The sequence below is a fragment of the Caballeronia grimmiae genome (assembly GCF_000698555.1).
Lineage (GTDB): Bacteria > Pseudomonadota > Gammaproteobacteria > Burkholderiales > Burkholderiaceae > Caballeronia > Caballeronia grimmiae.
The window spans coordinates 19,264-43,496 of sequence record NZ_JFHE01000008.1 but is presented as its reverse complement, the minus strand read 5'-3'; the positions used below and the strand labels follow the sequence as shown (position 1 = coordinate 43,496).

Genomic DNA, 24,233 nt, shown 5'->3' with positions numbered 1-24,233 from the left:
TCAACAAGGAATATATTCTTATGACCATCGACACTCGCGCCACGATGCAACACACGCTTCTTCAGCCCGCCGATGCCGCGCATCATCTTACGCCCGAGGTTTGGGAGCGAGCGAACCGCATGCTGATTCGCAAGGCCATCGCCGAATACGCTCACGAATTGATCGTCGAACCACGCCGTCTTGCCGATGAAGCCAGCGACGGTTATGCGCGGTATGAACTCGAATCGGACGACGGTACGCGCGTCTATCGGTTCGAAGCGCGTCTGCTGGCGTTGCGTCACTGGAGCATTCGCGCAGAAAGCATCGTCTGCACGCAGGAGGGCGTGCCGCAAGCCCTCGACGCACTCGCGTTCATTCTCGATGTGAAGGCGCGTCTGGGTATCCGGGAAGACAACCTTCCCATTTATCTCGATGAAATCAGCAGCACGCTCTACGGTGCGGCCTATAAGCAAGTGAAGGATGGACCCGATACGCCTGCGCTACTTAGCGCCGATTTTCAGGCAATCGAAACCGCGATGAGCGAAGGCCATCCCGGCTTCGTCGCGAACAACGGACGGCTCGGCTTCGACGCGGGCGACTATCGCGCGTTCGCGCCAGAGGCGGCGTCGCCGATCCAGCTCGTATGGCTCGCGGTGCACAAGGACAACGCCGCGTTTCACAGCGCGAAAGATATCGACTATGACCGGCTGATGGACGAAGAGCTCGGCGGCGCGGCCATCTCGCACTTTCACGGCATCATCGAAGCCCACGGTGGCAACCCCGACGACTATCACCTGATGCCCGCGCATCCGTGGCAGTGGTTCAACAAGCTCTCGATCGCTTTTGCGTCGTATGTGGCGACGAATCGCATTATCTGTCTCGGCTATGGCGACGACCGCTATCTCGCGCAACAGTCCATCCGCACGTTCTTCAACGTATCGGACAGGTCGAAGCGTTATGTGAAGACCTCCCTCTCCATTCTCAACATGGGCTTCATGCGCGGCCTTTCGCCTTACTACATGTCGGGCACGCCGGCGATCAACGACTTCATCAAAGGCATGGTCGAAGCCGATCCTTACTTGCGCGGCAAGGGCTTCACGATCCTGCGCGAGGTGGCGTCGCTCGGCTTCAGGAATCGCTACTACGAGGCGGCCGTTCAGACGGATAGCCCTTACAAGAAGATGTTTTCCGCGCTGTGGCGCGAGAATCCGCTCTCGCTCGTCTCCGATGGACAGCGCCTGATGACGATGGCCGCGCTCCTTCACACCGACCGCGAAGGCCGCGCGCTGCTGCCTGCGCTGATCGAGGCCTCCGGACTCGGCGGGCCAGCGTGGATCGAGCGTTATCTGGATGCCTATCTCGCGCCGCTCGTGCATTGCTTCTATGCTCACGATCTGGTCTTCATGCCTCACGGCGAGAACCTGATTCTGGTGATGGAGAACAACGTGCCGGTGCGCGCGATCATGAAGGACATCGCCGAGGAATCCGCAATTCTCAACAAGGACGCGAACCTGCCCGCCAACGTGCAGCGCCTTGCCGTCGATGTGCCCGAGAACGTCAAGCTGCTCGCGATTTTTATCGATGTCTTCGACGGCTTTTTCCGCTACGTGAACCAGATTCTCGTCGAGCACCGGGTGTGCAGCGAAGACGACTTCTGGAACGCAGTGGCGCGTTGTGTCGCGCGCTATCAGGACGAACATCCGCAACTTGCGGCGAAGTTCGCCAAGTACGACCTCTTCGCGCCCGAGTTTCTGCATTCGTGCCTGAACCGCCTTCAGCTCGGCAACAACCTGCAGATGGTGAATCTCGCCGATCCCGCTGCTAATCTGAAGATGGCGGGCAACCTGCGCAATCCGCTTGCCGGACGTCGCGCCGCGCTGAGTGCAAGGCCGACTGCGGTGGCTCATGCGAACGCGGAATCCGTCGACGCATGAGCAAGCGCACGAACTGCACGTTGGAGAATCTGCTCGATGTCGCGGCGCGACTCGTACCGGGGCTGAGCGGTATCGTCGACGACACCGCACGGAGCGAAGGCGTCGGCGATCACGTGCATGTTCGTGGCGGACCACATGCGCCGAACCGCGCCGCGCTTGACGCGCTGCTCGCTTACTGGGCGAACGCATATCCCGAAGCGGGACGTGCGTACTGGGCGTCGCGCTGCTGGGGCGTTCTAATCTGGCAGCCGGTCTATCTGAGCGTGATCGGCGTGCATGCAGCGGGCGCGTCGTTATCGCTTGCACGCATCGCGCAGCCAATCGATCGAGGATGGACTCGCGAAGTCCGCATGCCCGATCACGCACCCGAGCACTGCGCAGGCGCGGCACTCATCACGCATGCTGCCAGCGAGATCGCCGCGTGCTCGCGGCAGATGCGCGATGACCTCATGCCGGTCATCCGCCTCAATCCCGCGATGGTGAACGGCACGCTGGCCGATGTCGTGCTTGCGGCGTTGCTGGCCGCTCGCAAGGCGCGGCCCGATTGGAGCGACACGCACGTGCAAGCACTCGGCCTGCGATGGCTCGACGCGCTTGCCCTCGACGGGCACGGCGGCTATTTCGCGTTCGAGCGCACCGACGGTTCATGCGCGCTCGCACTCGACCGGAAGACCTGCTGCTATCACTATCGACGCGGCGAGGGCGACCTGTGCAGCACCTGTCCACGCCTCGCGAAGCATGAGCGCATCGTGCGCCTGAACATGGAACGGGACGCTGCACTCGACGCCTGATCGCAGGTGCGCAGCGTCCGCGCAAAAGGGATTCATCGATGAACGACATCAGCAACCTCACGCATCTCGCGCTGCCCGACGATGCGCAGGACGCTCGCTTGCAATTGCCCGCGAGCGCCTATTTCGACGAGGCGCTTTTCGAGCGGGAAATGACGCACATCTTTGCGCAATCGGCTCGCTACGTCGCGCATGAGCAGACGGTGCCGAACGCGGGCGACTGGCGCCGTCTGCCTCAGGACGATGGCGCGCGCGTGCTCGTGCGCGGCCAAGACGGCGTGCAGTTGCTGTCCAACGTATGCCGTCACCGGCAAGCGTTGATGCTTGGCGGCGAGGCGGGCAACGTCGGCGTCATGTCAGGCGGCGATGCGAAGTCGATCACGCTCACGCGCGGCAATCTGGCAGCGACGGGCGGCAACATCGTGTGCCCACTGCATCGCTGGACCTACGATGGCCACGGCGAATTGATCGGTGCGCCTGAATTTGATCGAAAGCCATGCCGCAATCTGGAGCGGTTCCCACTGCACGACTTCCACGGTCTGCTATACGAAGGCCCGCGCGATCCAGCGCGTGACCTGGCGGACGTTTTCGCGCGCCCTGAATTCGATCTATCCGGCTATGTCCTCGATCACGTGGAAACTCACACATGCCGCTATAACTGGAAGACCTTCATCGAAGTCTATCTGGAGGACTACCACGTCGCGCCCTTTCATCCGGGGCTGGGCCGCTTCGTGACTTGCGACGATCTCGAATGGGATTTCGGCGAGACCTACAGCATGCAAAGAGTCGGCGTGAACAACGCGCTCGCTCAAGCCGGCTCCGACGTTTATGGAACATGGCACGACCGGCTGCTGGCATTCGACGGCGGCGAGCCGCCCGCTTTCGGCGCGATATGGCTCGCGTATTTTCCGACTCACATGATCGAGTTGTATCCGCACGTGCTCGTCGTTTCGACGCTGTATCCCAAGGGGCCGCAGGAGACGCTCAACGTCATCGAGTTTCATTATCCCGAGGAAATCGCGGCGTTCGAGCGCGAGTTCGTCGATGCGCAACGCGCCGCGTATCTGGAAACGATGATCGAGGACGACGAGATCGCGGAGCGCATGGATGCGGGTCGCCTGAGGCTGCATCGTCGTGGCGTGAGCGATGCCGGTCCGTATCAGTCGCCGCTAGAAGATGGCATGCGGCACTTTCATGCGTGGTATCGCCGGGCGCTTGGTGAGGGGTGGGAGTGACAGCGTATGCGCAACGAAGTCGTGCTGGCAGCGTGTCTCAGCAAGCAGATACGCGAACCGTGGCCGAGCGCCAGGCGCACGCTCCGAACGCGTCAGCAAGGCAGGACCGGCGACGGTACTGCCCCCTGCTGCGGAACGACGCGCTTACCCCTGATCGTCGGGAAAATCCGCGCTTAAAGTCGTCTTCTCCCACGCGTCGAAGTCGCGTTTGAGCGTATCGAGCTTCTTGCGCGCCAGTTCTAGCGCAGTCTTTCCCAGCAGCAGACGCAGCGGCGGCGCGTCCGCGGTCGCCGCTTCGATGATCGCATGCGCCGCGCGCACCGGATCGCCAACCTGATTGCCATTGCGCGCCGAGGTCTGCTTGCGGCGCTCGCCGGCCGTCGCGGCATAGTCGGCAATTTCGATCGCCGATGCCTTGATCGACGGCCCCGCCCAGTTCGTGCGGAACGGGCCGGGCTCGACGATCAGCACGTCGATGCCGAGCGGCTTCACCTCCACCGCGAGCGATTCGGATATGCCTTCGACCGCGTACTTCGTGCCGTGGTAATACCCTGTCGCGGCAAAGCTGGCGAGCCCGCCGATCGACGAGACATTGATGACGATGCCGCTCTTCTGCGCCCGCATCACTGGAAGCACTGCCTTGGTCATGTCGACGAGACCGAACACGTTCGTCTCGAACATGTCGCGCACGGCATCGTCCTCGCCTTCCTCGATCGCCGCGAGATAGCCGTAACCCGCGTTATTGACGAGCGCGTCGATGCGGCCAAAGCGTTGCTTCGTCTGCTCGACGACGCTCGCGATCTGATCGGCCTTCTGCACGTCGAGCGGCAACGCGATCGCGCGGTCCTCGTACCCCTCGACGATATCCCGCACTTTCGACGCATCGCGGGCCGTCACGACCGCGCGCCAGCCGCGTTCGAGCACCGCCTTCGCCAGTTCACGGCCAAAGCCGGTCGAACAGCCAGTGATCAGCCAGACGGGGTTGTCGCGATTCATCATGTTCGAGCTCCATTGAGTGTGGATAGCGTCCGGTCGTCGACCGTGGGGCTTTATGCTATCCGTTTCGCGGCGGCTTCGCCGAACTCGGCAGACCTCTATCCTCTTCGTCTCATCCGATGAAAGGCAGCTTCTTCGCGCGTGCCTCGCTCAGCATCGACACGTGATATGCGCGCGCAACAGCATGCCCGCTTCGCCGTACTTGCCGCGATCGAATAGGCGAGGCATCTCCGCGTGCTCGTCGTGATTCGCGCTGTGGTGATGCGGCTTCAATGAGTCAGGCGGCGCACGATGCCGATGCGCTCCGTTACCTCGTTGTAAGCGCGCACGAGTCCGCGATGTAAATGCCGCACTTCGCAGCGAGTTTCTAGCACTTGGGTCAGCACGGCCTGTCCGTGCCGAATCGAGCCTGATCCATTCGAGGTCATGAATCAGCAAGGATGGTGCTTTAAATCCCGCCGACGGTGCCTGACAACGAGCTTGCTTGTGGGACGCGCGGCCTGCCGACAGGGCACATTTGTCCACCGCAGCTTTCCTTCGCGATGCCGACTATAATCGCTCGGCGCGCCACAAGGGTCGCTTGCTCGTGCGGCTTTCCTTCGAAGTTCGAACCTCCAAGAGGACGAACCCTGCCATGAGAATAGTTGCCGCGTTTCGACGGAACGTCTATGCAAGGCACGCCCGCAAAGCTCTCACCTCAAGGAACGCCGCCGTCGCGCTGACGAGTCTCTCGGTCATCACCGGCTGCGCTTCCGCACAGGACGACTCCGACCGCGGCTACGACCGGCATGACAACGGTGGCCGGCACGTCAAGGTCATGATCATCTCCATGTTCGGCCCCGAAGGTCAGGTCTGGCTCGACAACCTCGGTCCATGGCAGCCCGTCAAGGTGCCTGGGTTATCGCCGGATTACCCAAATGTGAACTGCAATCGCGACGATGTCTGCGTGATGACGACGGGCATGGGCCACACCAATGCGGCGGCGTCCATCATGGCGCTGGGCTTCTCCGACCAGTTCGATTTGCGGCACACGTACTTTCTGGTCGCGGGAATCGCGGGCATCGATCCGGCTCGCGGCACGGTCGGCGCGGCGGCATGGGCGAAGTATCTGGTGGATTTCGGCATTCAGTGGGAACTGGACGCACGCGAGAAACCCGCCGACTGGGAAACCGGCTTCACGGGCATCAACACCAAAGGCCCGAAGGAGAAGCCGCCGCTCGATTACCGCACTGAAGTGTTCGCGCTCAACGCATCCCTCGCGGACGCGGCCTACGCGATCTCGCGCAACGTCAAGCTGTCCGACAGCGATGAAGCCAAAGTGGCCCGCGCAAAATTCAGCTACGCGCCAGCGAACCAGCCGCCCGCCGTGATCCAGTGCGATACGCTCGCCGGCGATACGTGGTGGTCGGGCAAATACATCGGCGAGCGAGCGCGTGACTGGACGCGTCTTTTGACCGACGGTAAAGGCGTCTATTGCACGACGCAGCAGGAAGACAACGCGACGTTCGAAGCGCTCAAGCGCGCGGCCAGCGTGAACCGGGTGGACTTGTCGCGCGTGGCGGTGCTGCGTACCGGATCGGACTTCGACCGGCCGTATCAAGGACAGACGGCTGCGGACAATCTACTCAACTACGCTTCACAGGGCGGCTTCGCGCCGGCGATACAGAATCTGTATCTGACGGGCGGGCCAGTCGTCAAGGAGATCGTCACGCACTGGGGCGCTTGGCAAAAAGGCGTGCCGTCGCACTGAAGAAGTCATCCGTTCAGGACAGGCCGCGAACGGTTGGCGAGGCCGTTCGCTGCCCGGTCCGCATCGGCAGCCGGCTGATGCGCCAGAAGCGATACAGCCGGTTCACCGAGACCTAGAATCGAGGACACCGCCGCCGTACTGCGCGAGAACGACGAGGCGAAACTGAGGCTCTTCGTCAGCATGTTTCGAAAGCGATCGCTGCGCGCCGGCCGGCGCACGATCTTTACCCGCTGCTGGGCCACGATGCGATCGTACGACAGCGACGAGGCGGACCACGCTGCCACGCCGTTTTGCAAAAGGCTAATGCTTTCCCATCCATGCCGCCGTGATCGAACGGCCGACCATCGGTCCATACGTCGTCTAAGCCCGTACCTTCGCGGCTGTCAGCCTGTCCCGGCGCAACTTCCAAACATAAGACGAATCATCGCGATAAGTGGAACAGCGCACAATCGCTTTGCGCCACATTCGATAACCTCGTGTCTCATCGCCTCGGAGCAGGCGAGCAACTACGAAAAGACCACGGGGAAAATCATGAAATCACGCATGGCGGTTGGACTGAGCGTTGTGCTTGCGGCATGTGGCGGCGGCGGTGGCGGTGAAACCAGCGCGACGTCTGCAGCGTCAGCCGCGCCTGCGTCCAGCTCGACTGCCGCCGCATGTTCAGGCGGCCCCTTCACGACGGACCCGGCCAAGGTCTGTTCCGATGCGTCCGGCAAGCTCGTCACCGCCTACGTCTACGCACAGCCGCAAACGGTCATCGCTGACGGCACCGTGATTTCGGCCGACACCACATGGCCGGCGAGCGGATCGCCCTATTACATCGCCGGCACGGTGCAGGTAGCCAAGGGCGCTACGCTCACGATCCCGGATGGCGTCATCGTCGAGAGCATGAAGCCGGTGCCATGCACGGCCGACTGCATCGGGAAGATTCCGACTAAGGGAATCATCAACGTCGCCGGGAAGCTGAACGTGGGTGGCAGCGATCAGTCGCAACTGCTGGGGGTGACGGTCAGCAACGTCGACGCCAATGTGGGCGGCGGCACGGTGAGCATCCAGCATGCGCGTCTCGAAGACGCGTTCGTGCAGATCAGCCCCGCTGCGCCGTTCTCGATGACCTACACGCAGGCTTACCGCCTGAACGTGACGCCTATTGTTCGCGCCGGTGTGACCACCTACGAGGCGGGAACGAACGGCTATCCGAGTTTCAAGAACTCGACGGTCAAGTACAACACGTTCGTCGATTCGGCTGCCTTCGCCTTCGATCCTTCGGTGATCGTGCAGAACAACCTGTTCGTGAACATGGTCGATCCGCTCGTGCTCATCGACAATTTCCCGGCGAGCGGCGCGCCTGCCGGCATCGCGAAGAACAATTCGTTCCTGTTCAAGAAGACTTCGCCGAATACGAACCGCATGGTGATTGCGGCTCACGGCACGTACGCTGCATCGGCGATTCATACGCTCGACTTCTCGAACAACTTCTGGGGCGTGACCGATACCACGACGATTCAGTCCCGCATCCTCGACAGTACGAACTCGAGCAATCCGCGACTGCCGAACGTCGTCAACTATGCGCCCGTTGCGGTGAGTCCCGATCCGGCGACGCCCGCCGATCCGCAAATCGGCGTGCCGAACGAGTAACGTACGCTGCGGCTTGCGACGGACGCCGTTCATGCATCGGCGATGCTGAACAGCGTCCGCAACGCGCCGCCCTCGTGTCGCAGTCAGTGCGCGGCGGTCACGAGCGACGCGTCCGCTTCGCGCGCGTTCGTGCGGATCGCGATGACGGCGAGCAGCGCCGCCGCGAGCGGCACGGCGAGCGTCAGATAGAAGCCGCTCGGCCCGCCCATGTTCAGGAACGTGCCGCCGACGGCCGATCCGGCGATCGCGCCGACGCGTCCCATGCCGATGGCCCAGCCGGTGGCGGTCGCGCGCAGCGTCGTCGGATACGCGCTCACGACCAGGTAGTTGAGCGCGATCTGCTGCCCGCCGATGCCGAGCCCCGCCGCGCCCGCGAGCGTAAACACGAGTCCCCACGAGGTATCGGCGTAAGCGAGCCCGATCGCAATCGCGATGCCGAGCAAAAGCAGCGCGATCAGCAGCCGCCGCGTGCTCACTTTCGGCAACACGCAGGAAAGCGGAATCGCGCAGACGATGAACACAGCATTCACGACGACCGTGCCGAGCGGCGCTTGCGCGGCGGGCAGGCCTGCGGCTTTCAGTACCGTCGGCAGCCACGACAGGAACATGAACCACGCGATCCAGTTGAAGAAATAGACGGCCCAGATCGCCACGGTGTTGCGGGCGTTGCCCTCGCGAAACAGCGCGGCGACACTCGCGCGCCCGGCGGCTTCCTTCACGGCGAAGCGCGTGTCGTGCGCGAACGGTTGCGGCACGATGCGCGCCAGCACCGCAGTCACCGCGCGATGATCGCCGCGCGTGCGCGTCACGAGATAATGCAGCGATTCGGGCAGCACGAACCAGAGCACCACGAGTAGCGCGAGCGGCGCCGCGCCGCCGACCACGAACACGCCTTGCCAGCCGATTACCGGCAGCATCCGCGCCGCGAGCAGTCCGCCGAGCATCGCGCCGGCGGGCAGGCCGAGCAGCACGCCCGTCATGATGGCGCCGCGATGCCGCGCCGGACCATACTCCGCCGCGAGCGCGAGCAGCACCGGCGTGCAACCGCCCATACCGAGCCCCGCGATGAAGCGCAGCGCGATGATCTGCGTCGTGCCGGTCGCGAATGCTGTCGCCAGCGATGCGATGCTGAACAGCGCGACGCCGCCGAGCAACGCCGGACGCCGCCCGACGCGATCGCCGACGAGCCCGAGCGTCATCGCGCCGATGGTCATGCCGAGCGTGCCCGCGATGAGGATCGGCGCGAGATCGCCAGGGGCGAGATGGAATGCCGCGACGATTGCAGGACCGGTGTATGCGATGGCCTGCGTATCGAAGCCATCGAACAGCGTGGTCGCGAAGCACAGCAGAAAGACCGTCCATTGAAACGGACGAACGCGTTCGCGATCGATCAGCGACGCGATATCGAGAGGCGTGCTCATGGTGTCTCCGTTGTGAGTTATGCGTCGGAGCGTAAGTGAGCGGCGCGCGGCGCGTCTAATACCGATGCGGACTGAGGCTATACCGTGGGGGTATGGCGATCGTTGATTGCTTGTCGTGCGTGTCTGTTAGGCGTATCGGTTGATGCTCCGGTCAGTAGCCGAATGCTGCAAGACCAGTTCATCGCTCGATGCACTGTCCAACCCTTCGTCGCGCGAATCTGCAAGGATTGAACGCCCGACACCATCACCCTCCACGCTCGCACATAACGTGTCGTGTCCCAACAGCGTGCGAAGTTGAGCAGCCGGAACCGGGCGACTGACAAAATAGCCTTGTATCGCGCTGCAGCCTTCAGACACAGCGAAGCCGAACTGTTCGGCTGTCTCCACGCCTTCCATCGTGGTCGGAAGCCCAAGACATGCGCTCATCGTGATGATCGCCCGCACGATCCCGACACTCTCTGCGTCGTGAGGAATGTTGCGAACGAATGACTGGTCGATCTTGATCTTGTCGAATGGAAACTTGCGGATGTAGCTCAGGGACGAGTAGCCCGTGCCGAAATCGTCCATCGAGATTCTCACGTGCATCGCACGCAGATGGTTCAGCGTATGAAGCGTGCGAGCCTCGTCCATGAGCAAGACGCCTTCAGTGATTTCCAGTTCGAGTCGCTGTGGCTCGAGTCCGGCCTCCTTGAGTGCCGATACCACATTCGACGCCAGCGCCTTGTCGCGGAATTGCACGGGCGAAAGATTGATCGCCACGCCGATGTTCGCAGGCCACGTCGCCGCTTCGGCACAAGCTGTTCGCAGCACCCAGTTGCCCAGTGGAATGATGAGGCCCGACTCTTCCGCGATCTCGATGAACTCCGCTGGAGAAACGAGCCCGCGCTCGGGATGCCGCCAACGCACCAGCGCTTCCGCGGAGGCGATGCGACCGGTTTTGGCATCGACCAGCGGCTGATAGTGAAGCTCCAGTTGTCCGTCCGTCAGCGCGCGCCGCAGCCCGGCTTCCAGCGCCTGTCTTTCCTGCGTCTTGTCGTTCAACGCGGACTCGTAACGCCGATACGTTCCCTTGCCGTCCGCTTTCGCCGCGTAGAGCGCGAGATCCGCGTTGCGCAGCAGTTCAGCGGGCGCGCCGCCGTCTGCCGGGTAAAGCGCAAAGCCGACGCTTGCGCCGAGGTGAATCGACTGACCGTCCACGACGAATGTCCCGCTGTTGCATGCTTCGACGATGCCGACGCACAGCGCGCACGCCGCTTCCGCCTGGGCGCCGCTGTGCATTACCGCGAACTCGTCGCCGCCGAGGCGTGCGACCACGTCGCCGGCCTTGACGAGCGCCCGCAACCGATCAGCTATCTGCATCAGGACGGTGTCGCCGGTGAGATGACCGAACGTATCGTTCACTTGCTTGAAGCGATCGAGGTCGACCAACACCACGGCGAAGGGCTTGTCGGCATCGGCAGGAACAGCGGTTTGCAGCGTAAGCAGCTCATAGAAGCTCGCGCGGTTGGGCAGGCCCGTGAGCGAATCGTTAAAGGCGAGCGCGCGCATCTTCGCCTCGGTGCGCAGGCGTTCCCGTTGGTCGCGCACCGCGATGACGGTCTGCAGCTTGTGGCCCAGTGGTACTTCGGAACGAAGCACGCGAACCGGAATGCGCTGCCCTGTCGCGCCGACCAGTTCCGTTTCGCGCTCCTCCTTCTCGGGCAAGCCGGCGAGATCGAAGTGCGGAAGCAGCGCGCTGACATGCCTCCCTGCAAGATCGTCCTGTGCAAAGCCCGACAGGCGCTCGATGCTGCTGTTCGACGTGACGATCACGTTGCTTTGGGTGATGAGCAGGCCTTCCAGTGCAACGTCGGCGAGGTCGCGCAGCCGTCGCCTGTCTTGCCGGAGCCGCGCTTTCGCCGCAAGGTCGAATCGCCAGCCGAGCACCGCCAGCATGATCAGCGCGAGCGAAACGCCGGCGACGACGGGCGTAACGGCCTGGGGAGAAACGGCATCGGAGGGAAAGGCAACGCTGGGATCGTAGCGCAACGTCATTGCCGCCATGCCGCAGAAATGCAGCAGCGCGATCGCGAAGAGCATTAGCGGAGCGGCGCACTGCCTGATGCGCCGGTTGCGATTGGCGATCGCCACCATGGACAGGCCGAACAACGGCAGACTCACTGCAATCGACGACACGACCAGTTCCAGGTCCCATGACACCGTGCCCTGTACCAGATAGGCGCTCTGTCCGATGTAGTGAAGGGCCGCCACGCCGGTACCGATGATCATCCCGGCCAGGAACTGTCGTGGCGAGCGCGGATCGGTGATCGACACGGTTGCGCCCGCGCCGATGCCGATGATCGCGCACGCCAGCGACACCGCCGTCAGGAATGGTTCGAACGCCGCAGGCATGTGCGGCTCGAAAGCGAGCAGCACGATGAAGTGGGTCGCCCACGCCGTGCATCCGCTTGCCACGACATTGACGACGCCCCAGTGAATCCGCGCTTTGCCCGACGCGCGGGCGGCATGTCGTCCGACCGCGAAGGATGCGTAAATGCCGATAGCGCATACGATGCAAGCGAGCAGCATGAGCCTCGTGTCGTGCGCGTGAAGCATGCAGTCGATGACTCGGAGGCCCGGTGCGTTCTTATGTTCCATTTTTGTCCGGTTCTTGTAGCTGGTGCCACTGCAGCGCGAGGGTGTTGTAAAACGAGTTAAGCGTTATGTCGGCGTGTGGGTTTGGAAACTTGAGGGATTGAGTGTCTTTGAAGTGGCGAAGCTCTTTCATCGGCGCATTGCTGTCAATTATCGGCGTGTGCGCTTCAAAGTGTGTCTGTTTGCAGAGCGTGTTGGTCGATACCATGCGGATCACTTCCCATACCGTCCGCTTGCCCGAGTGTGCCTATGAAACTGAAGCTCTATCAGATCGACGCGTTTACAAGCGACTTGTTCAAAGGAAATTACGCAGCAGTCGTTCCGCTCGACTCATGGCTTTCCGCTTCCCTGATGCAAGCGATCGCTAGCGAAAGCAATCTGTCGGAAACGGCGTTCGTCGTGCGCCGGGATGATGGAGGGTTCGACATCCGGTGGTTTTCTCCGATCAAGGAAATTGCCTTCTGTGGACACGCGACGCTGGCAAGCGCCTTCGTTCTATTCAAGCACCTTCCTCAAGCCACCCACATCGATTTCCATGCACGAGCGACCGGGGCGTTCTCGGTGTACCGGTCACAAGGTCTGATAGAAATGAACTTTCCACGGCGCGAGTACGAGCCAACGAAGGACGTTCCCGGCGACCTTGTGCGCGGTTTATCGATTCAACCTAAAGCGGTCTTCACGAGCGAGCAGGCCTACATTGCCCTGTACGACACGGAGACCGATGTACGCGCGGTCGTGCCCAAGCTCGAACTCATTGCGCAGCTTGGTCCACGAGACGTCGTGGTGACTGCGCGCGGAGACCGTCACGACTTTGTGTCTCGCTACTTTTGGCCGGCAAACGGCGGCGCTGAAGACCCGGTGACCGGGTCCATTCACGCGGCTCTTGCTCCGCTCTGGTCGACATTGATCGGTAAAAGAAAACTCGTTGCGCTACAGGCTTCCGAGCGGAGCGGCGTTCTGTATTGCGAGCTTGAAGCGGACAGAGTGCTGATTTCGGGTCACGCGGTGCAATATCTGGAAGGAACGATCGATCTGTCGGCTGCACAATTGTCGTGAGGCGCTATTCGATCCGCGCCTCGCCATTTCACTGCTGAGCAAGAAGTGATGCCTGACTTAACGAGTTTGAGACGCTTGCGATCGTAACGCCGCGAATCGTCGCGATACCGGCAACTGATTTCAGTCCTGATCTCTCGTTCCATCTTCCACGGTACGCGCGCCGATTTTGTTTGCTGGGCGGGATCGCCTTGAGCTTTGTCTTGTTGCGCGCTGTGCGCGGCCCCTAAGCTTCACGGCTTTCATATGCGCGGCACTCTATGCATACGACGCGCTTCGCTTAGTCGGCGCTTCGGGTCTCTGGTATGGGCTTGGCAGGCGCATATACAAAGGGCCGATTCTTTTCGTCGTGCGCGACCTGTAGGCCGCAGATTGGTCACGCGCGCTGCGGCTGAATCGGTTACATGCCGGCCGTTTTCAAATGAGCCACTCGCTCGTACCCGTAAAAACAAAACGCTCGTTCGCCGAAAAAAGGCCGCGAGCGAGGCGCGCGAACGCGTGAGATGCCTGCGGCCTTGCCTTCATGCGAGTCGCGAACGCTTACCGAGGGGTGACGGATAGAAGAAGGTTCGCGGTCGGCGTAACGTACCGACCACAACTTTGCCGACAGAAGTAACTCTGTCGTTTTCTCGCATCAGTCGGGTAACACCTTATCGAGTAGCTGTTACCGATTTTCGCCTACACGCCCCTGATGCATGCCAAGAATCAACATTCAGAATCCGGCGCAACGCAGGAAGAAAAATGAAAGCTTGTGCCGTCTATCAGCATTCAATCACGCGCTAACCCCCGAACTGAAGAAAATATCCCTCTCTTCGCGCACGATTGCGTGCGTTGGATTTTCTGTAGCAAACGATTGCTCGATGTAACTAAATGTTGCAAATCCCGGTGCGTAGTCAGACAATTTGCTTGCGCCTCAACGATGCGGCGCGATGAGCAAGTCGAACTTCTAACTGGTCCGCCGCCATGATCCACGCTTCCTCCGACCTCGGTTCCATCCGCGAGTTGAATATGTCGTATCTCATGCTCGCTCAACGCGTTCTGGCGGCCGACCGCGAGGCGGCACAGGCGCATCTGGGCCTGTCGTCGGAAATGGCGGATACGCTGCTCAAGCTCTCGCCGGCGCAGACAGAAAAGCTCGCGTCGTCGTCGCAACTGCTGTGCTTCTTCCGCCTGAGCGCCGATGCGATGCTGGGTGGCCTCGCGAGCCGCGGCCACGAAGCGACGGCTGCGGCGTCCGTGTCCAATCACGTTCTTCTCGCAGCCTAACCATGAGCACGACCACGTCCCCCAAGCGCCTCGCTGATGACGCCGCCGACGTACTGCGCGCGGTCAAGCTGATTCAGCTTGGCGCTCGCATGCAGGTGCTGGAGTCCGAGTTCCCGAAGCTCTCGCGTGAGCGACTGATCCGCCTGTATCGCGAAGTTAAAGGCGCATCGCCGCCCAAGGGCATGCTGCCGTTCTCGGAAGACTGGTATTTGACATGGGCGCCGAACATCCATACGTCGATGTTCGCCAACGTCTATGCCTTCCTCGAAGCGAACAGCGAAGGAATGGATCGCGTCGACCTGCTGACTCGCGCCTATGCGCTCTACGCAGAGCATTTCCAGATGAACGGCGAGCCGTTGCAGATGGACCTGACGCGCGCCTGGACGTTCATCCGCTTCAAGGATGCCGGGATTCTGCGTCTCGCGGGTTGCACGCGCTGCCGTGGCAAGTTCGTCGCGCACGCGCATGAGCCGTCGCACTCGATGGTTTGTGGGATTTGCCAGCCGCCGTCGCGAGCAGGAAAAACCAAGGCTGCCGCAAAAGCAGCGCTCGAGCGAAGCGCGGCATTACAGGCACAGGCGGCCTGAACATTTTGCCGGCTGCAAGCGGCTCTCGGCAGGTTGGAGAGCCGCAGAAACTCATCCCGAAGCGCTTTTGCGCGCTAAGTCGGATGTCGAACGTGGCGGGCCCGGCTTATCGTTCTTCGGATTGCAGAAGGTGAGTACTTGCTGCTCACACATACAGCAGCCGCATTCGTCCAACACGAATCGACCGTCGACGCTCCTGGAGTGGAAGCCGTTGACGATCCACACGCGCTCCATTCAGATTGGCTCGCCCGATAGATGTCGAAGCTAGTGGGCTTGGCCTATTGATCCTCACATCTGGAAAGTCGAATACTTGCTGCGCCCGCGTGGGCTCAACGTACAACAGCCGCATTTAGTCAAACTTGAATCGACCGTCGACCCTCCGGAAGCGGAATGTCGTTGACGATTCGCTCGCGCTTTCATTCAAGTCCTCTCGCCCGATATCTGTCGAACGTGGCGGACTTGGCTTGTTGATCGTCACATCGGAAAGGCTGAGTAAGTGCTGCACCCGCTAAGCGCAACGTACAGCAGCCGCATGTCATCTAACGTGGAGCGATCGTTGCCCTTCTTGGAGCGGAACGTCGATCCGCACGCGATTCCATTCCAATTCCCTCGTCCGATGAACTGTCGATATGACATCGAAGGCGCGAGCCTCGAGCGTTGACATCGAGCGAGCGCACACAAGTAGTCGATGCATTCGATAACACGGAATAGGTCCGCGCGCCAATGCCTGAGCTTCCCGGCACTTCCGAATAGCGACAAAGCGGTTCAACTGGCTTGATGCTTGCCGAGAGCGAAGCCCCCGCACTCCGTAGCTCGATAAGCAGTGGAAACGGTCATCTCCCCAAACTCGGCGTTTCATGCTTAGCAGCCCTTCCACCGCCAAGACGCTCTCGCCAAGGCTCGGCCCGATCTTCTCAACCAACAAGCCCTGATCAAGCAACTCCGTCACGGCGCGCAAAATTCTTCCCTGCATCGCTTCGCGCCGTCGGCTACGGGGTTATCGAAACGCCGTGCGCGTGCCAATGGCCCCGCCCAATGACGCCAGCCGCGCCGCGCAGACAACGCCTGCTCAACCAGCGGTCTTGAACACACCCATCGTCGCGCGCAGCGTTTCGCGCCTGATCTCGGGCTGAACCTGCAGCAGCCTAAAACGCCACCTCAAGCGGCCGTCTTGAACACGCCCATCGTCGACCGCAGCGTTTCAGCTTGATCTTGAAGCGAACCCGCCGCAGCCGCAGCCTGCTCGACGAGCGCCGCGTTCTGTTGCGTGACTTCGTCCATCTGGCTGATCGCCTGATTCACCTGCTCGATGCCACGGCTTTGTTCGTTGGACGCAGACGCGATCTCATCCATGATGTCCGTCACTTTCTGGATTGCCGAGCCGATCTTCGCCATCGTCTCTCCGGCCTGACCGACAAGCTCGGTGCCCGCGTGAACGCGCGTGCTCGATGCTTCAATCAGTTCGCGAATCTCCTTCGCCGCCGTCGACGAACGCTGCGCCAGGCTGCGCACTTCGCCCGCGACCACTGCAAAACCGCGCCCCTGCTCGCCGGCACGCGCGGCTTCCACCGCCGCATTCAGCGCCAAGATATTCGTCTGGAACGCAATACCTTCGATCATGCCGATGATCTCCGCGATCTTGTGCGAGCTTTCCTCGATCTCGGCCATCGTGCCGACGACGTTCCCGACGATAGTCGCGCCTTCGTGAGCAACATCGCGTGCGGTTCCAGCCAGCCCGCTCGCCTGACGCGCGTTTTCGGAATTGTGCTTCACGGCTGCGGTCAACTCCTCCATGCTCGCCGCTGTCTCCTCGAGCGATGCGGCCTGCTGCTCGGTGCGTGAGGACAAGTCCGTGTTGCCGACCGCAATTTCGCGGCTCGCGCTTGCGATCGCGTTGGCGGACGTCTTCACACTTTCGATCGCAGCCAGCAACTGACCGCGCATACGAGCCATCGAATACATCAGGCTCGAACGGTCGTCGGCTGCCGTTGCGACCTCAACGGCGAGGTTGTTGTCCGCAATCTGATTCGCCACTTCAGCGGCGTATGCCGGTTCGCCGCCCATCGAGCGAAGAATGCCGCGATTGAGGCGCGACACGACAAGGCTCAACAACACCGCGATCACAGCCAGCACGCCGAGACTCCAGCCAAGCGAGCTATAGAACGCCGCATCGATGTCGTCGATATAGACGCCCGTGACGATCAACCAGTCCCACGGCTGATACCACGACACGTAGGACATCTTCGGCAGGATCTCAGTGCTGCCGGGCTTCGCGAACGAATAGTACGTGTAGCCTGCGCCCTGGCGCTTGCCCACATCGATCAGATCGCGATACAGATAGACGCCATTCGGGTCCTTGAAGTCCATCATCGTCTTGCCGACGAATTCGGGTTTCATCGGATGCACCAGCACCTTCGCCTGCGAATCAAAGACACTGAAATAGCCGTTGTCGCCGAACCGGATATCGCGGATTGCGTTCAGCGCGCCTTGCCTGGCCTGCTCTTGCGTGATCTCGCCGGTAGTCGCCTGCTGGGCGAATTCGCGGATGATGCTGTTCGCAACCTCGGTGGCGTGCTTGATGCCCAACTGGGTCTGTTCCATGCGCACCGCTCGCATGCGATAAGCGTCAGCAATGGAGATCCCTGCAAGGCATACGAGGCTAAGCAGCAGGGGCAGCCAAAGTTTTCTAGAGAAAGTCATGCGTCGTTAGTCGTTGAATGTCGTTGATTTCGATGGAAGCCGTCGTAGGGTCTTGGCGTACATTCGCATTAACGGCTGTGATCTGCGTGACTTGACAGGGGACGCGCGCTCGATCGCCAGGCGAGACAGCTTTCGGGCGATATGCGGCTATCGGGGCGAAGAAATGCGACGCATGTAGCCAACTGGTTCGGCTTCATCGACCGACGTTAATAAGCATCGTTTGATGGCGTTCGATAGAAGGTTCTGGTTCGTCGGAACTGGCTTCGCACGTGGTTGTTCGGTCAGCTTGCCTATTGAGCTTTCGCACGCGGCCGCCGTTATATATGTCAGCCTGAGAGCCAGAGGCAATCGGCAAGACTTCACCTTGGAGGCAGTGGCGGTCAGAGCGCGCAACAGGATACGACTGCGGGCAACTAGACCGCAGCGCTTTAGAAGTGCGCGGACAAGCGTTGCGGAATCGACGCATTGCGGAGGCGTCGGATCGAACGATCGTTCGACAACAACTCACGCGTACAGACGTGATTATCGTGTCGGCGTTATCAGCGTTCGGATGATCGCTACATGATGCATAAGCGTACGCTGGCCAACACTACTAAGCGTCCGCCGTAAGCTGGACCATAAGCCGCCATACGCCGACGCGCGCCGCAAAACAGCAACCGGAATATCTCATCGCCCGCTCTCGTCACCTATCATTCTGGTTTTGAGAAGAACCACGATGAAGCACGACGAATACGACGTAATGAACGTCGACGGCGCCCGCCCGGTAAAGATGTGGACCAAGGGCGTACCCGTCGAAGACGAAGCCAGGCGACAACTGAGCAACACGGCCCGGATGCCGTTCATCTACAAGCACATCGCGGTGATGCCCGATGTTCATGTCGGCAAGGGATCGACGATCGGCACCGTGATCCCGACGCTCGGCGCGGTGATTCCGGCCGCCGTCGGTGTCGATATCGGGTGCGGAATGATGGCAGCCAAGACGACCTTGAGCGCGAACGATCTGCCGGACAATCTGGGCACATTGCGCAGCGCCATCGAGAAGGCCGTTCCTCACGGCATGTCGCCGAAAACGCGCGGGTTCAAGGGCCGGGACAAAGGATCGTGGGAAAAGCCGCCGCAGCCAGTCGATCAGGCCTGGGCGAAGCTGAAAGACCAGTTCGATGTCATCGTGCAGAAGACTCCGAGGCTTAGGAACACGAACAACTACGCGCATCTGGGCACGCTTGGAACAGGCAACCACTTCATCGAAATCTGCCTCGACGAAGAAGCCTTCGTGTGGCTGATGCTGCACTCGGGGTCGCGAGGCGTGGGGAACGCCATCGGTTCGCACTTCATCGAAGTCGCAAAGCAGGACATGCGCACGCATTTCGTGAATCTTCCCGATCAGGACCTCGCCTATCTGCCGGAAGGAACGCAGCACTACGACGACTACGTCGAGGCTGTCGGCTGGGCGCAAAAGTTCGCTCGCATGAACCGCGAAGTGATGATGCTCAACCTGATCGCCGCCGTTCGCACGGTCATCACGAAGCCGTTCGAACCGCACGTCGAAGCGGTGAATTGCCACCACAACTATGTGCAGAAGGAACATCACTTCGGCAAGGACGTCCTTTTGACGCGCAAAGGCGCAGTGTCGGCGCGACAAGGTGAACTCGGCATCATTCCCGGTTCGATGGGCGCAAAGAGTTATATCGTTCGCGGCAAGGGTAATCCCGAGAGCTTCCATAGCTGCAGCCACGGCGCCGGACGCACGATGAGCCGCACGGAAGCAAAGCGCCGCTTTACCATCGACGATCAGGTGCGGGCGACGCAAGGCGTCGAATGCCGCAAGGACGTGGACGTGATCGATGAAATCCCGATGGCCTACAAGGACATCGACGCGGTGATGGAAGCGCAGCGGGATCTGGTCGAAGTAGTCCATACCCTCAAGCAGGTCGTTTGCGTGAAGGGTTGAGGGCGGCATGCGGCTCGAATACATGCACGTGCGACGGCAGCAACGTGTACTCGCGTCGCACCGAACAGAGTAATTCGACAGAAGAAAGCTGAACCACCGCCCGTCCACTTCGCAGCAAGACGCCACGACGCAATGGTTCGCCGGCTTAACGCCCTTCCAACCGCCGCCGACGAATTTCCATCCACCGGTTTACAAAGTTTTGTCGCTCCGTCAGAATGCGTCCTTCAAATGCGAATGGTTCGCATTTCACACACGTTCACGACGAAGAAAAATGACCACAGCAGCATGCGGCGGATGGACCCTCCGGCCCTCGACCTTGGCGGTACTGCTCCTGTTCGCCACGACCCACTGCGCAATGGCGCAAGAAAACGATGCCGGGGCATCGCCGTCATCGCCGGGGGCGGCCGATGCGACGCTTCCCGCCGTCTCCGTCACCGCGACCACTGAAAGAGACCAGGGGCAGCACTTGCAGAGCGATGTCAGCTCCGGCGCGCTCGGCACGCGCACGCAGCTCGACACGCCCTACTCGACGACCATCGTCACCGGCGAAGAACTCGCGGATCGGCAGGCGAAGAAGCTCGGGGATGTCTTCTCGCAGGACGCGTCCGTATCGGACAACAGCAATCCGTATAACGCATGGGCAAGCTACATCACCGTGCGCGGCATGCAGCTCGACTGGCAGAACGGCTTTCGCATCGACGGTCAGCCGTTCAACGCCTACGGCATCACGATGCCCTACGAGCAACTCGAAAGCGTGCAATTGCTGAAGGGTCTCTCCGGCTTCATGTATGGCTTCGGCGCGCCGGGCGGCGTCGTGAACTACGTGACGAAGAAGCCGCCGCTCACGGACCGGCAGATCGCGAGCGTCGACGTCGGCTATGCGTCCACCAACGTGTGGTCCGAGCATATCGATCTCGGGGGGCGCGTCGGACCCAACGCCATGTTCGGTTACCGTTTCAACGCCACGCATGAGGAAGGCAAGACCTACAACGACGGCAACGTGCGGCGCGATTCATTCTCGCTGTCCGCCGACGCCCGCCTCACCCGCGACCTCACCGCGACATTCGGCGCGTTGTACCAGGAGCGGCATGCATCGGGCATCACGACGGCGATATCGACCGCTGAACTCACTGGGAACACGCTGCCCGTGCCGTTGAGCGGTGGCAGCAGCACGCTCGTCACACCCGATCAGCACCTCAACACGAACCTGCAGCTTTATACGGCCGGCCTGCGCTACAACCTGAATCAGGACTGGACGATCTCGGCGACTTATAGCTTCAGCAAGAGCACGCGTTATCGCAATGAGAGCACCTTCTACCTGACCGATCCCGCCGGCGACTACAACGATATGCGCTACGAAGGCAAGGAGGGGCATCAGCTTAACGCGTGGCAGATCATGGCCGAGGGCCTGGTGAAGACGGGGCCGTTCCAGCATCAACTCGTGTTCGGCGCGTCGTATCAGAAGCAGACGAACGACAACACCGCGAACTCGTTCTACGATCAGATCGGCATCGGCAACATCTATCAGCCGAACACGAACCGCTACAGCGGCGGCGGCTACACCACATATCGCAATGCGGACATCGTGCAGAAGGCGCTTTTTGCGAGCGATACGATCGCGCTGACGTCACGCTGGTCCGTGCTCGGCGGCGTGCGCTTCACGAATTACGAACAGCACGGTTACGGTGTCGACGGCGCGACGACTTCGACGTATTCGAAGAACGGGATCGCCACACCGTCGGTCGCGTTGATGTACAAGCTCACGCCCGGCACGACCCTTTATGCGAGCTACGTCGAATCGCTCGAAGCGGGCAACGTCGTCGGCACGACATACGCGAATTCGGGCGCGGTGCTGAATCCGCTGCGCAGCAAGCAGTACGAAGTCGGCGTCAAGACGCAAAACGAACGCTGGAGTGCGACTGCCGCACTGTTCCGCATCGAGCGCGGCGCGCAGTACGCGAATAGCGACAACGTCTTCGTCGAAGATGGCGAGTCCGTGTTTCAGGGCGTGGAAGCAGGCGCGGACGTGCGGCTAAGCCGCGACTGGACCGTCGGCGGCGATGTGATGTGGATTGCGACGAAGTACAAGAAAGGTTCGGACTACGACGGTAATCGTGTGGCGGGCGCGCCGGGCTTCGTTGCGACTGCGCACGCGGCCTATTCGGTGCCGGTGGTGCCGGGTCTGACGCTGGGTGCATCGGCCAAGTTCACGGGCAACACGAGCCTGCGTCCCGCGGGCGACATCAAGGTTCCGGGCTACATGATCTACAGTCTCGGCGCAACTTACACGACGAAGATTGCAGGACATAACGTCGGCGTGCGTGCGGCGATCGATAACCTGACGAATCATCGCTATTGGGAATTCCAGTACGCCGACTATATCCAACCGGGCGAACCGCGCACCCTGGCGGTCAATGCTCGCGTGGAGTTCTGAGGACTGTAACTCGTCTGGATTCGGGAAGGGTGGTCGTGCGTGGGCGGCGCGACCTCCTTCTTTCCATCGGCGTCGACATGGAGTATTCCAGAATCGCCTCGCAGATACCTTCGAGCGCGAACAAACTCTCACAGTAGCCCGCGATACCGGGCCTTGTGACCAAGCCGCCCATCGATGCAATATGCAGAATGCTCCGCCTCTGAGATAGCGATTGCATCAAAGACATCCAATAACGCACCCCTCAACGCATCTGCGTCACCGCGATGCCAATCACCATCGCCCCAATCGCGCCATCGAACAAACGCCACGCACCTGCACGCCGAAACAGCGGCGCCAGCAACCGCGCGCCGTAGCCGAGCGCGATAAACCACACCAGACTCGCAGCCATTGCACCGATGGCGAACGCCAACCTCGCATCGGCGGGTTCGCGAGCGCCTGCCGTGCCGATCAGCAAAAAGGTGTCGAGATACACATGCGGATTGAGCCACGTCAACGCAAGCGTCGTCAAAATGGCCGCACGCGCACCGACCGTCGACGCCGTCTTGCCGCCGGCCGTGGCATCCATCGTCGCGTGTGACGGCTTCCATGCGCGCCACAGTGCATTCAGACCGAACCACAGCAAGTAGGCAAGCCCGACGTAGAGCAGCGCATGCACCACGCGCGGATAGCTTTCGACCAATGCCGATGCCCCGCCAACCCCTGCTGCGATCAATGCGAAATCAGACAGTGCGCACAAAGCGACGATCTTGCCGACATGCGAGCGCATGATGCCCTGCCGAAGGACGTAAGCGTTCTGCACGCCGATGGTGACGATAAGCGACGCGCACAGGACCGCGCCGTGAGAAAAGGAGAGCCAGTTCATGGATGCAATGCAAATCAGAAGAGAGTTGGACAGACCCGACGAGTTGCGCTAGATTGCCCGACAGCTTCGACGAAGCAAAGCTAATTTCCTTTAATCCGATTAAGCAACGCTAATGCTCGACTACGCCCTGTTCGATGCCCTGTGCGCCGTCGTTCGTCACGGCTCCTTCGAGCGGGCGGCGCGCGCGCTCAACGTGACGCCGTCGGCGGTCTCACAGCGCGTCAAGCTGCTGGAAGAGCGAGTCGGCACGGTGCTCGTCAAGCGCGGCACGCCCTGTGTCGCGACGCCGTCCGGTGCGCTGCTGTGCCGCCATACCGAGCGGGTGCAGATTCTCGAAGCGCAGCTTGCGGGCACGCTGCCCAATGTGCCTGGACTCGACAACGGGCGGCCTACATTGCGCGTCGCCGTCAACGACGACAGCGTCGGAACCTGGTTCGTCGATGCGGCTGCGCCCTTCTGTGTCGAGCGGCAGATTCTGCTGGATCTCGTCATCGACGATCAGGATCACACGGCGCAACTCATCCGCGAAGGCGCGGTACAGGCCGCCGTCACCACGCAGGCGGAGCCGGTGCAAGGCTGCCGCTCGACGCATCTCGGACGCATGCGTTATTTCGCGGTGTGTTCGCCGCACTTCCACGAGACGTACTTCTCCAACGGTGTGACGCGCGAAGCGTTGCGCGCCGCGCCGTGCGTTTCTTTCAATGCAAAGGACGAGTTGCAGCAGCGCTTCATCCGGCGCGTGACACGTGCGGAAGTGAATCCGCCGCTGCACTGGATTCCGCATGTCGCGGGCTTCCTGCGTGGATGCGTGGCCGGACTCGGTTGGGGCATGTGTCCGGAGCGCATGATCGGCGAACATCTGGAGCGCGGGGAACTCGTGCAGATGGCGCCCGGCCGTCACCTCGACGTGGCGCTGTACTGGCAAAGCTGGCGGCTCTCCATCGGCTGGCTCGACGAGTTCGGCGCGATGCTGCGAACACGCGCCGCCGAATGGCTCGGGTAGTG

Annotated in this window: 18 protein-coding genes; 11 read left to right on the top strand and 7 right to left on the bottom strand. The window is 61.4% G+C overall.

Going from position 1 to position 24,233, the window contains the following annotated elements; translation table 11 throughout:
* Positions 1–20 precede the first annotated feature (20 nt).
* The 3 genes from BG57_RS11395 to BG57_RS11385 are packed head-to-tail and all read left to right on the top strand — an operon-like array spanning position 21 to position 3,936.
* The gene (locus tag BG57_RS11395) at positions 21–1,913 is read left to right on the top strand and encodes an IucA/IucC family protein (RefSeq protein ID WP_075583117.1); all 1,893 of its coding nucleotides are present in this window, start codon (positions 21–23) and stop codon (positions 1,911–1,913) included.
* Positions 1,910–2,704: a siderophore ferric iron reductase gene (locus tag BG57_RS11390; protein WP_052005735.1), complete on the top strand. Its 795-nt coding sequence runs from the start codon at positions 1,910–1,912 to the stop codon at positions 2,702–2,704. Before BG57_RS11395 ends, BG57_RS11390 begins: the two co-directional genes overlap by 4 nt.
* A gap of 38 nt (positions 2,705–2,742) precedes the next feature.
* Positions 2,743–3,936, top strand: coding sequence for an aromatic ring-hydroxylating oxygenase subunit alpha (locus BG57_RS11385; RefSeq protein WP_035963121.1), 1,194 nt, complete (start codon positions 2,743–2,745; stop codon positions 3,934–3,936).
* A 144-nt stretch (positions 3,937–4,080) separates the two neighbouring features.
* Here BG57_RS11385 and BG57_RS11380 read toward each other — a convergent pair whose 3' ends face one another.
* Entirely contained in the window at positions 4,081–4,935 is an 855-nt protein-coding gene (locus tag BG57_RS11380) for an oxidoreductase (protein WP_035963120.1), read from the bottom strand.
* Between the two features lie 631 nt (positions 4,936–5,566).
* Between BG57_RS11380 and BG57_RS11375 the strand changes: the two genes are divergently transcribed.
* A complete protein-coding gene (locus tag BG57_RS11375; protein ID WP_081850875.1) occupies positions 5,567–6,682 on the top strand; it encodes a purine-nucleoside phosphorylase in 1,116 nt (371 codons plus the stop codon).
* Positions 6,683–6,687: 5 nt separating this feature from the next.
* On the opposite strand, the gene BG57_RS11370 is transcribed toward BG57_RS11375, so the two are convergent.
* Positions 6,688–6,966 carry a hypothetical protein gene (locus tag BG57_RS11370; protein WP_152562567.1) on the bottom strand — a complete coding sequence of 93 codons (279 nt, stop codon included), beginning with the start codon at positions 6,964–6,966 and terminating at the stop codon, positions 6,688–6,690.
* Between the two features lie 247 nt (positions 6,967–7,213).
* Here BG57_RS11370 and BG57_RS11365 point away from each other — a divergent pair, with 247 nt between their 5' ends.
* Entirely contained in the window at positions 7,214–8,320 is a 1,107-nt protein-coding gene (locus BG57_RS11365) for a hypothetical protein (RefSeq protein WP_035963118.1), read from the top strand.
* 83 nt (positions 8,321–8,403) lie between these two features.
* Here the strand turns inward: BG57_RS11365 and BG57_RS11360 are convergent, their stop codons facing one another.
* The 3 genes from BG57_RS11360 to BG57_RS11350 form a co-directional block, all read right to left on the bottom strand.
* Positions 8,404–9,741, bottom strand: coding sequence for an MFS transporter (locus tag BG57_RS11360; protein ID WP_035963116.1), 1,338 nt, complete (start codon positions 9,739–9,741; stop codon positions 8,404–8,406).
* A 126-nt stretch (positions 9,742–9,867) separates the two neighbouring features.
* Positions 9,868–12,378, bottom strand: a complete 2,511-nt coding sequence (locus tag BG57_RS11355) for a bifunctional diguanylate cyclase/phosphodiesterase (RefSeq protein WP_206539426.1) — start codon at positions 12,376–12,378, stop codon at positions 9,868–9,870.
* Complete coding sequence (locus tag BG57_RS11350; RefSeq protein WP_152562566.1) at positions 12,368–12,583, bottom strand: hypothetical protein; 216 nt, start codon at positions 12,581–12,583, stop codon at positions 12,368–12,370. Before BG57_RS11350 ends, BG57_RS11355 begins: the two co-directional genes overlap by 11 nt.
* Before the next feature lie 41 nt (positions 12,584–12,624).
* Here BG57_RS11350 and BG57_RS11345 point away from each other — a divergent pair, with 41 nt between their 5' ends.
* The 3 genes from BG57_RS11345 to flhC all read left to right on the top strand — a co-directional run bounded on the left by BG57_RS11345 (position 12,625) and on the right by flhC (position 15,281).
* Complete coding sequence (locus tag BG57_RS11345; RefSeq protein WP_035963111.1) at positions 12,625–13,431, top strand: PhzF family phenazine biosynthesis protein; 807 nt, start codon at positions 12,625–12,627, stop codon at positions 13,429–13,431.
* Between the two features lie 960 nt (positions 13,432–14,391).
* Positions 14,392–14,694, top strand: a complete 303-nt coding sequence (locus BG57_RS11340; protein WP_035963108.1) for a flagellar transcriptional regulator FlhD — start codon at positions 14,392–14,394, stop codon at positions 14,692–14,694.
* Positions 14,695–14,696: 2 nt separating this feature from the next.
* A complete protein-coding gene (gene flhC / locus BG57_RS11335) occupies positions 14,697–15,281 on the top strand; it encodes a flagellar transcriptional regulator FlhC (protein ID WP_035963107.1) in 585 nt (194 codons plus the stop codon).
* Positions 15,282–16,439: 1,158 nt separating this feature from the next.
* Here flhC and BG57_RS11330 read toward each other — a convergent pair.
* Complete coding sequence (locus BG57_RS11330) at positions 16,440–17,981, bottom strand: methyl-accepting chemotaxis protein (protein ID WP_035963104.1); 1,542 nt, start codon at positions 17,979–17,981, stop codon at positions 16,440–16,442.
* Between the two features lie 715 nt (positions 17,982–18,696).
* Between BG57_RS11330 and BG57_RS11325 the strand changes: the two genes are divergently transcribed.
* Together BG57_RS11325 and BG57_RS11320 are read left to right on the top strand one after the other, a co-directional pair.
* On the top strand, positions 18,697–19,932 hold the full coding sequence (locus BG57_RS11325) for an RtcB family protein (protein ID WP_052005734.1): 1,236 nt from the start codon (positions 18,697–18,699) through the stop codon (positions 19,930–19,932).
* A gap of 355 nt (positions 19,933–20,287) precedes the next feature.
* Positions 20,288–22,366, top strand: coding sequence for a TonB-dependent siderophore receptor (locus BG57_RS11320; RefSeq protein WP_152562565.1), 2,079 nt, complete (start codon positions 20,288–20,290; stop codon positions 22,364–22,366).
* Positions 22,367–22,607: 241 nt separating this feature from the next.
* Here BG57_RS11320 and BG57_RS11315 read toward each other — a convergent pair whose 3' ends face one another.
* Positions 22,608–23,228, bottom strand: coding sequence for a LysE/ArgO family amino acid transporter (locus BG57_RS11315; RefSeq protein WP_035963099.1), 621 nt, complete (start codon positions 23,226–23,228; stop codon positions 22,608–22,610).
* Between the two features lie 112 nt (positions 23,229–23,340).
* Here BG57_RS11315 and BG57_RS11310 point away from each other — a divergent pair, with 112 nt between their 5' ends.
* A complete protein-coding gene (locus BG57_RS11310) occupies positions 23,341–24,231 on the top strand; it encodes a LysR family transcriptional regulator ArgP (RefSeq protein ID WP_035963097.1) in 891 nt (296 codons plus the stop codon).
* The last annotated feature ends 2 nt before the right edge of the window (positions 24,232–24,233 follow it).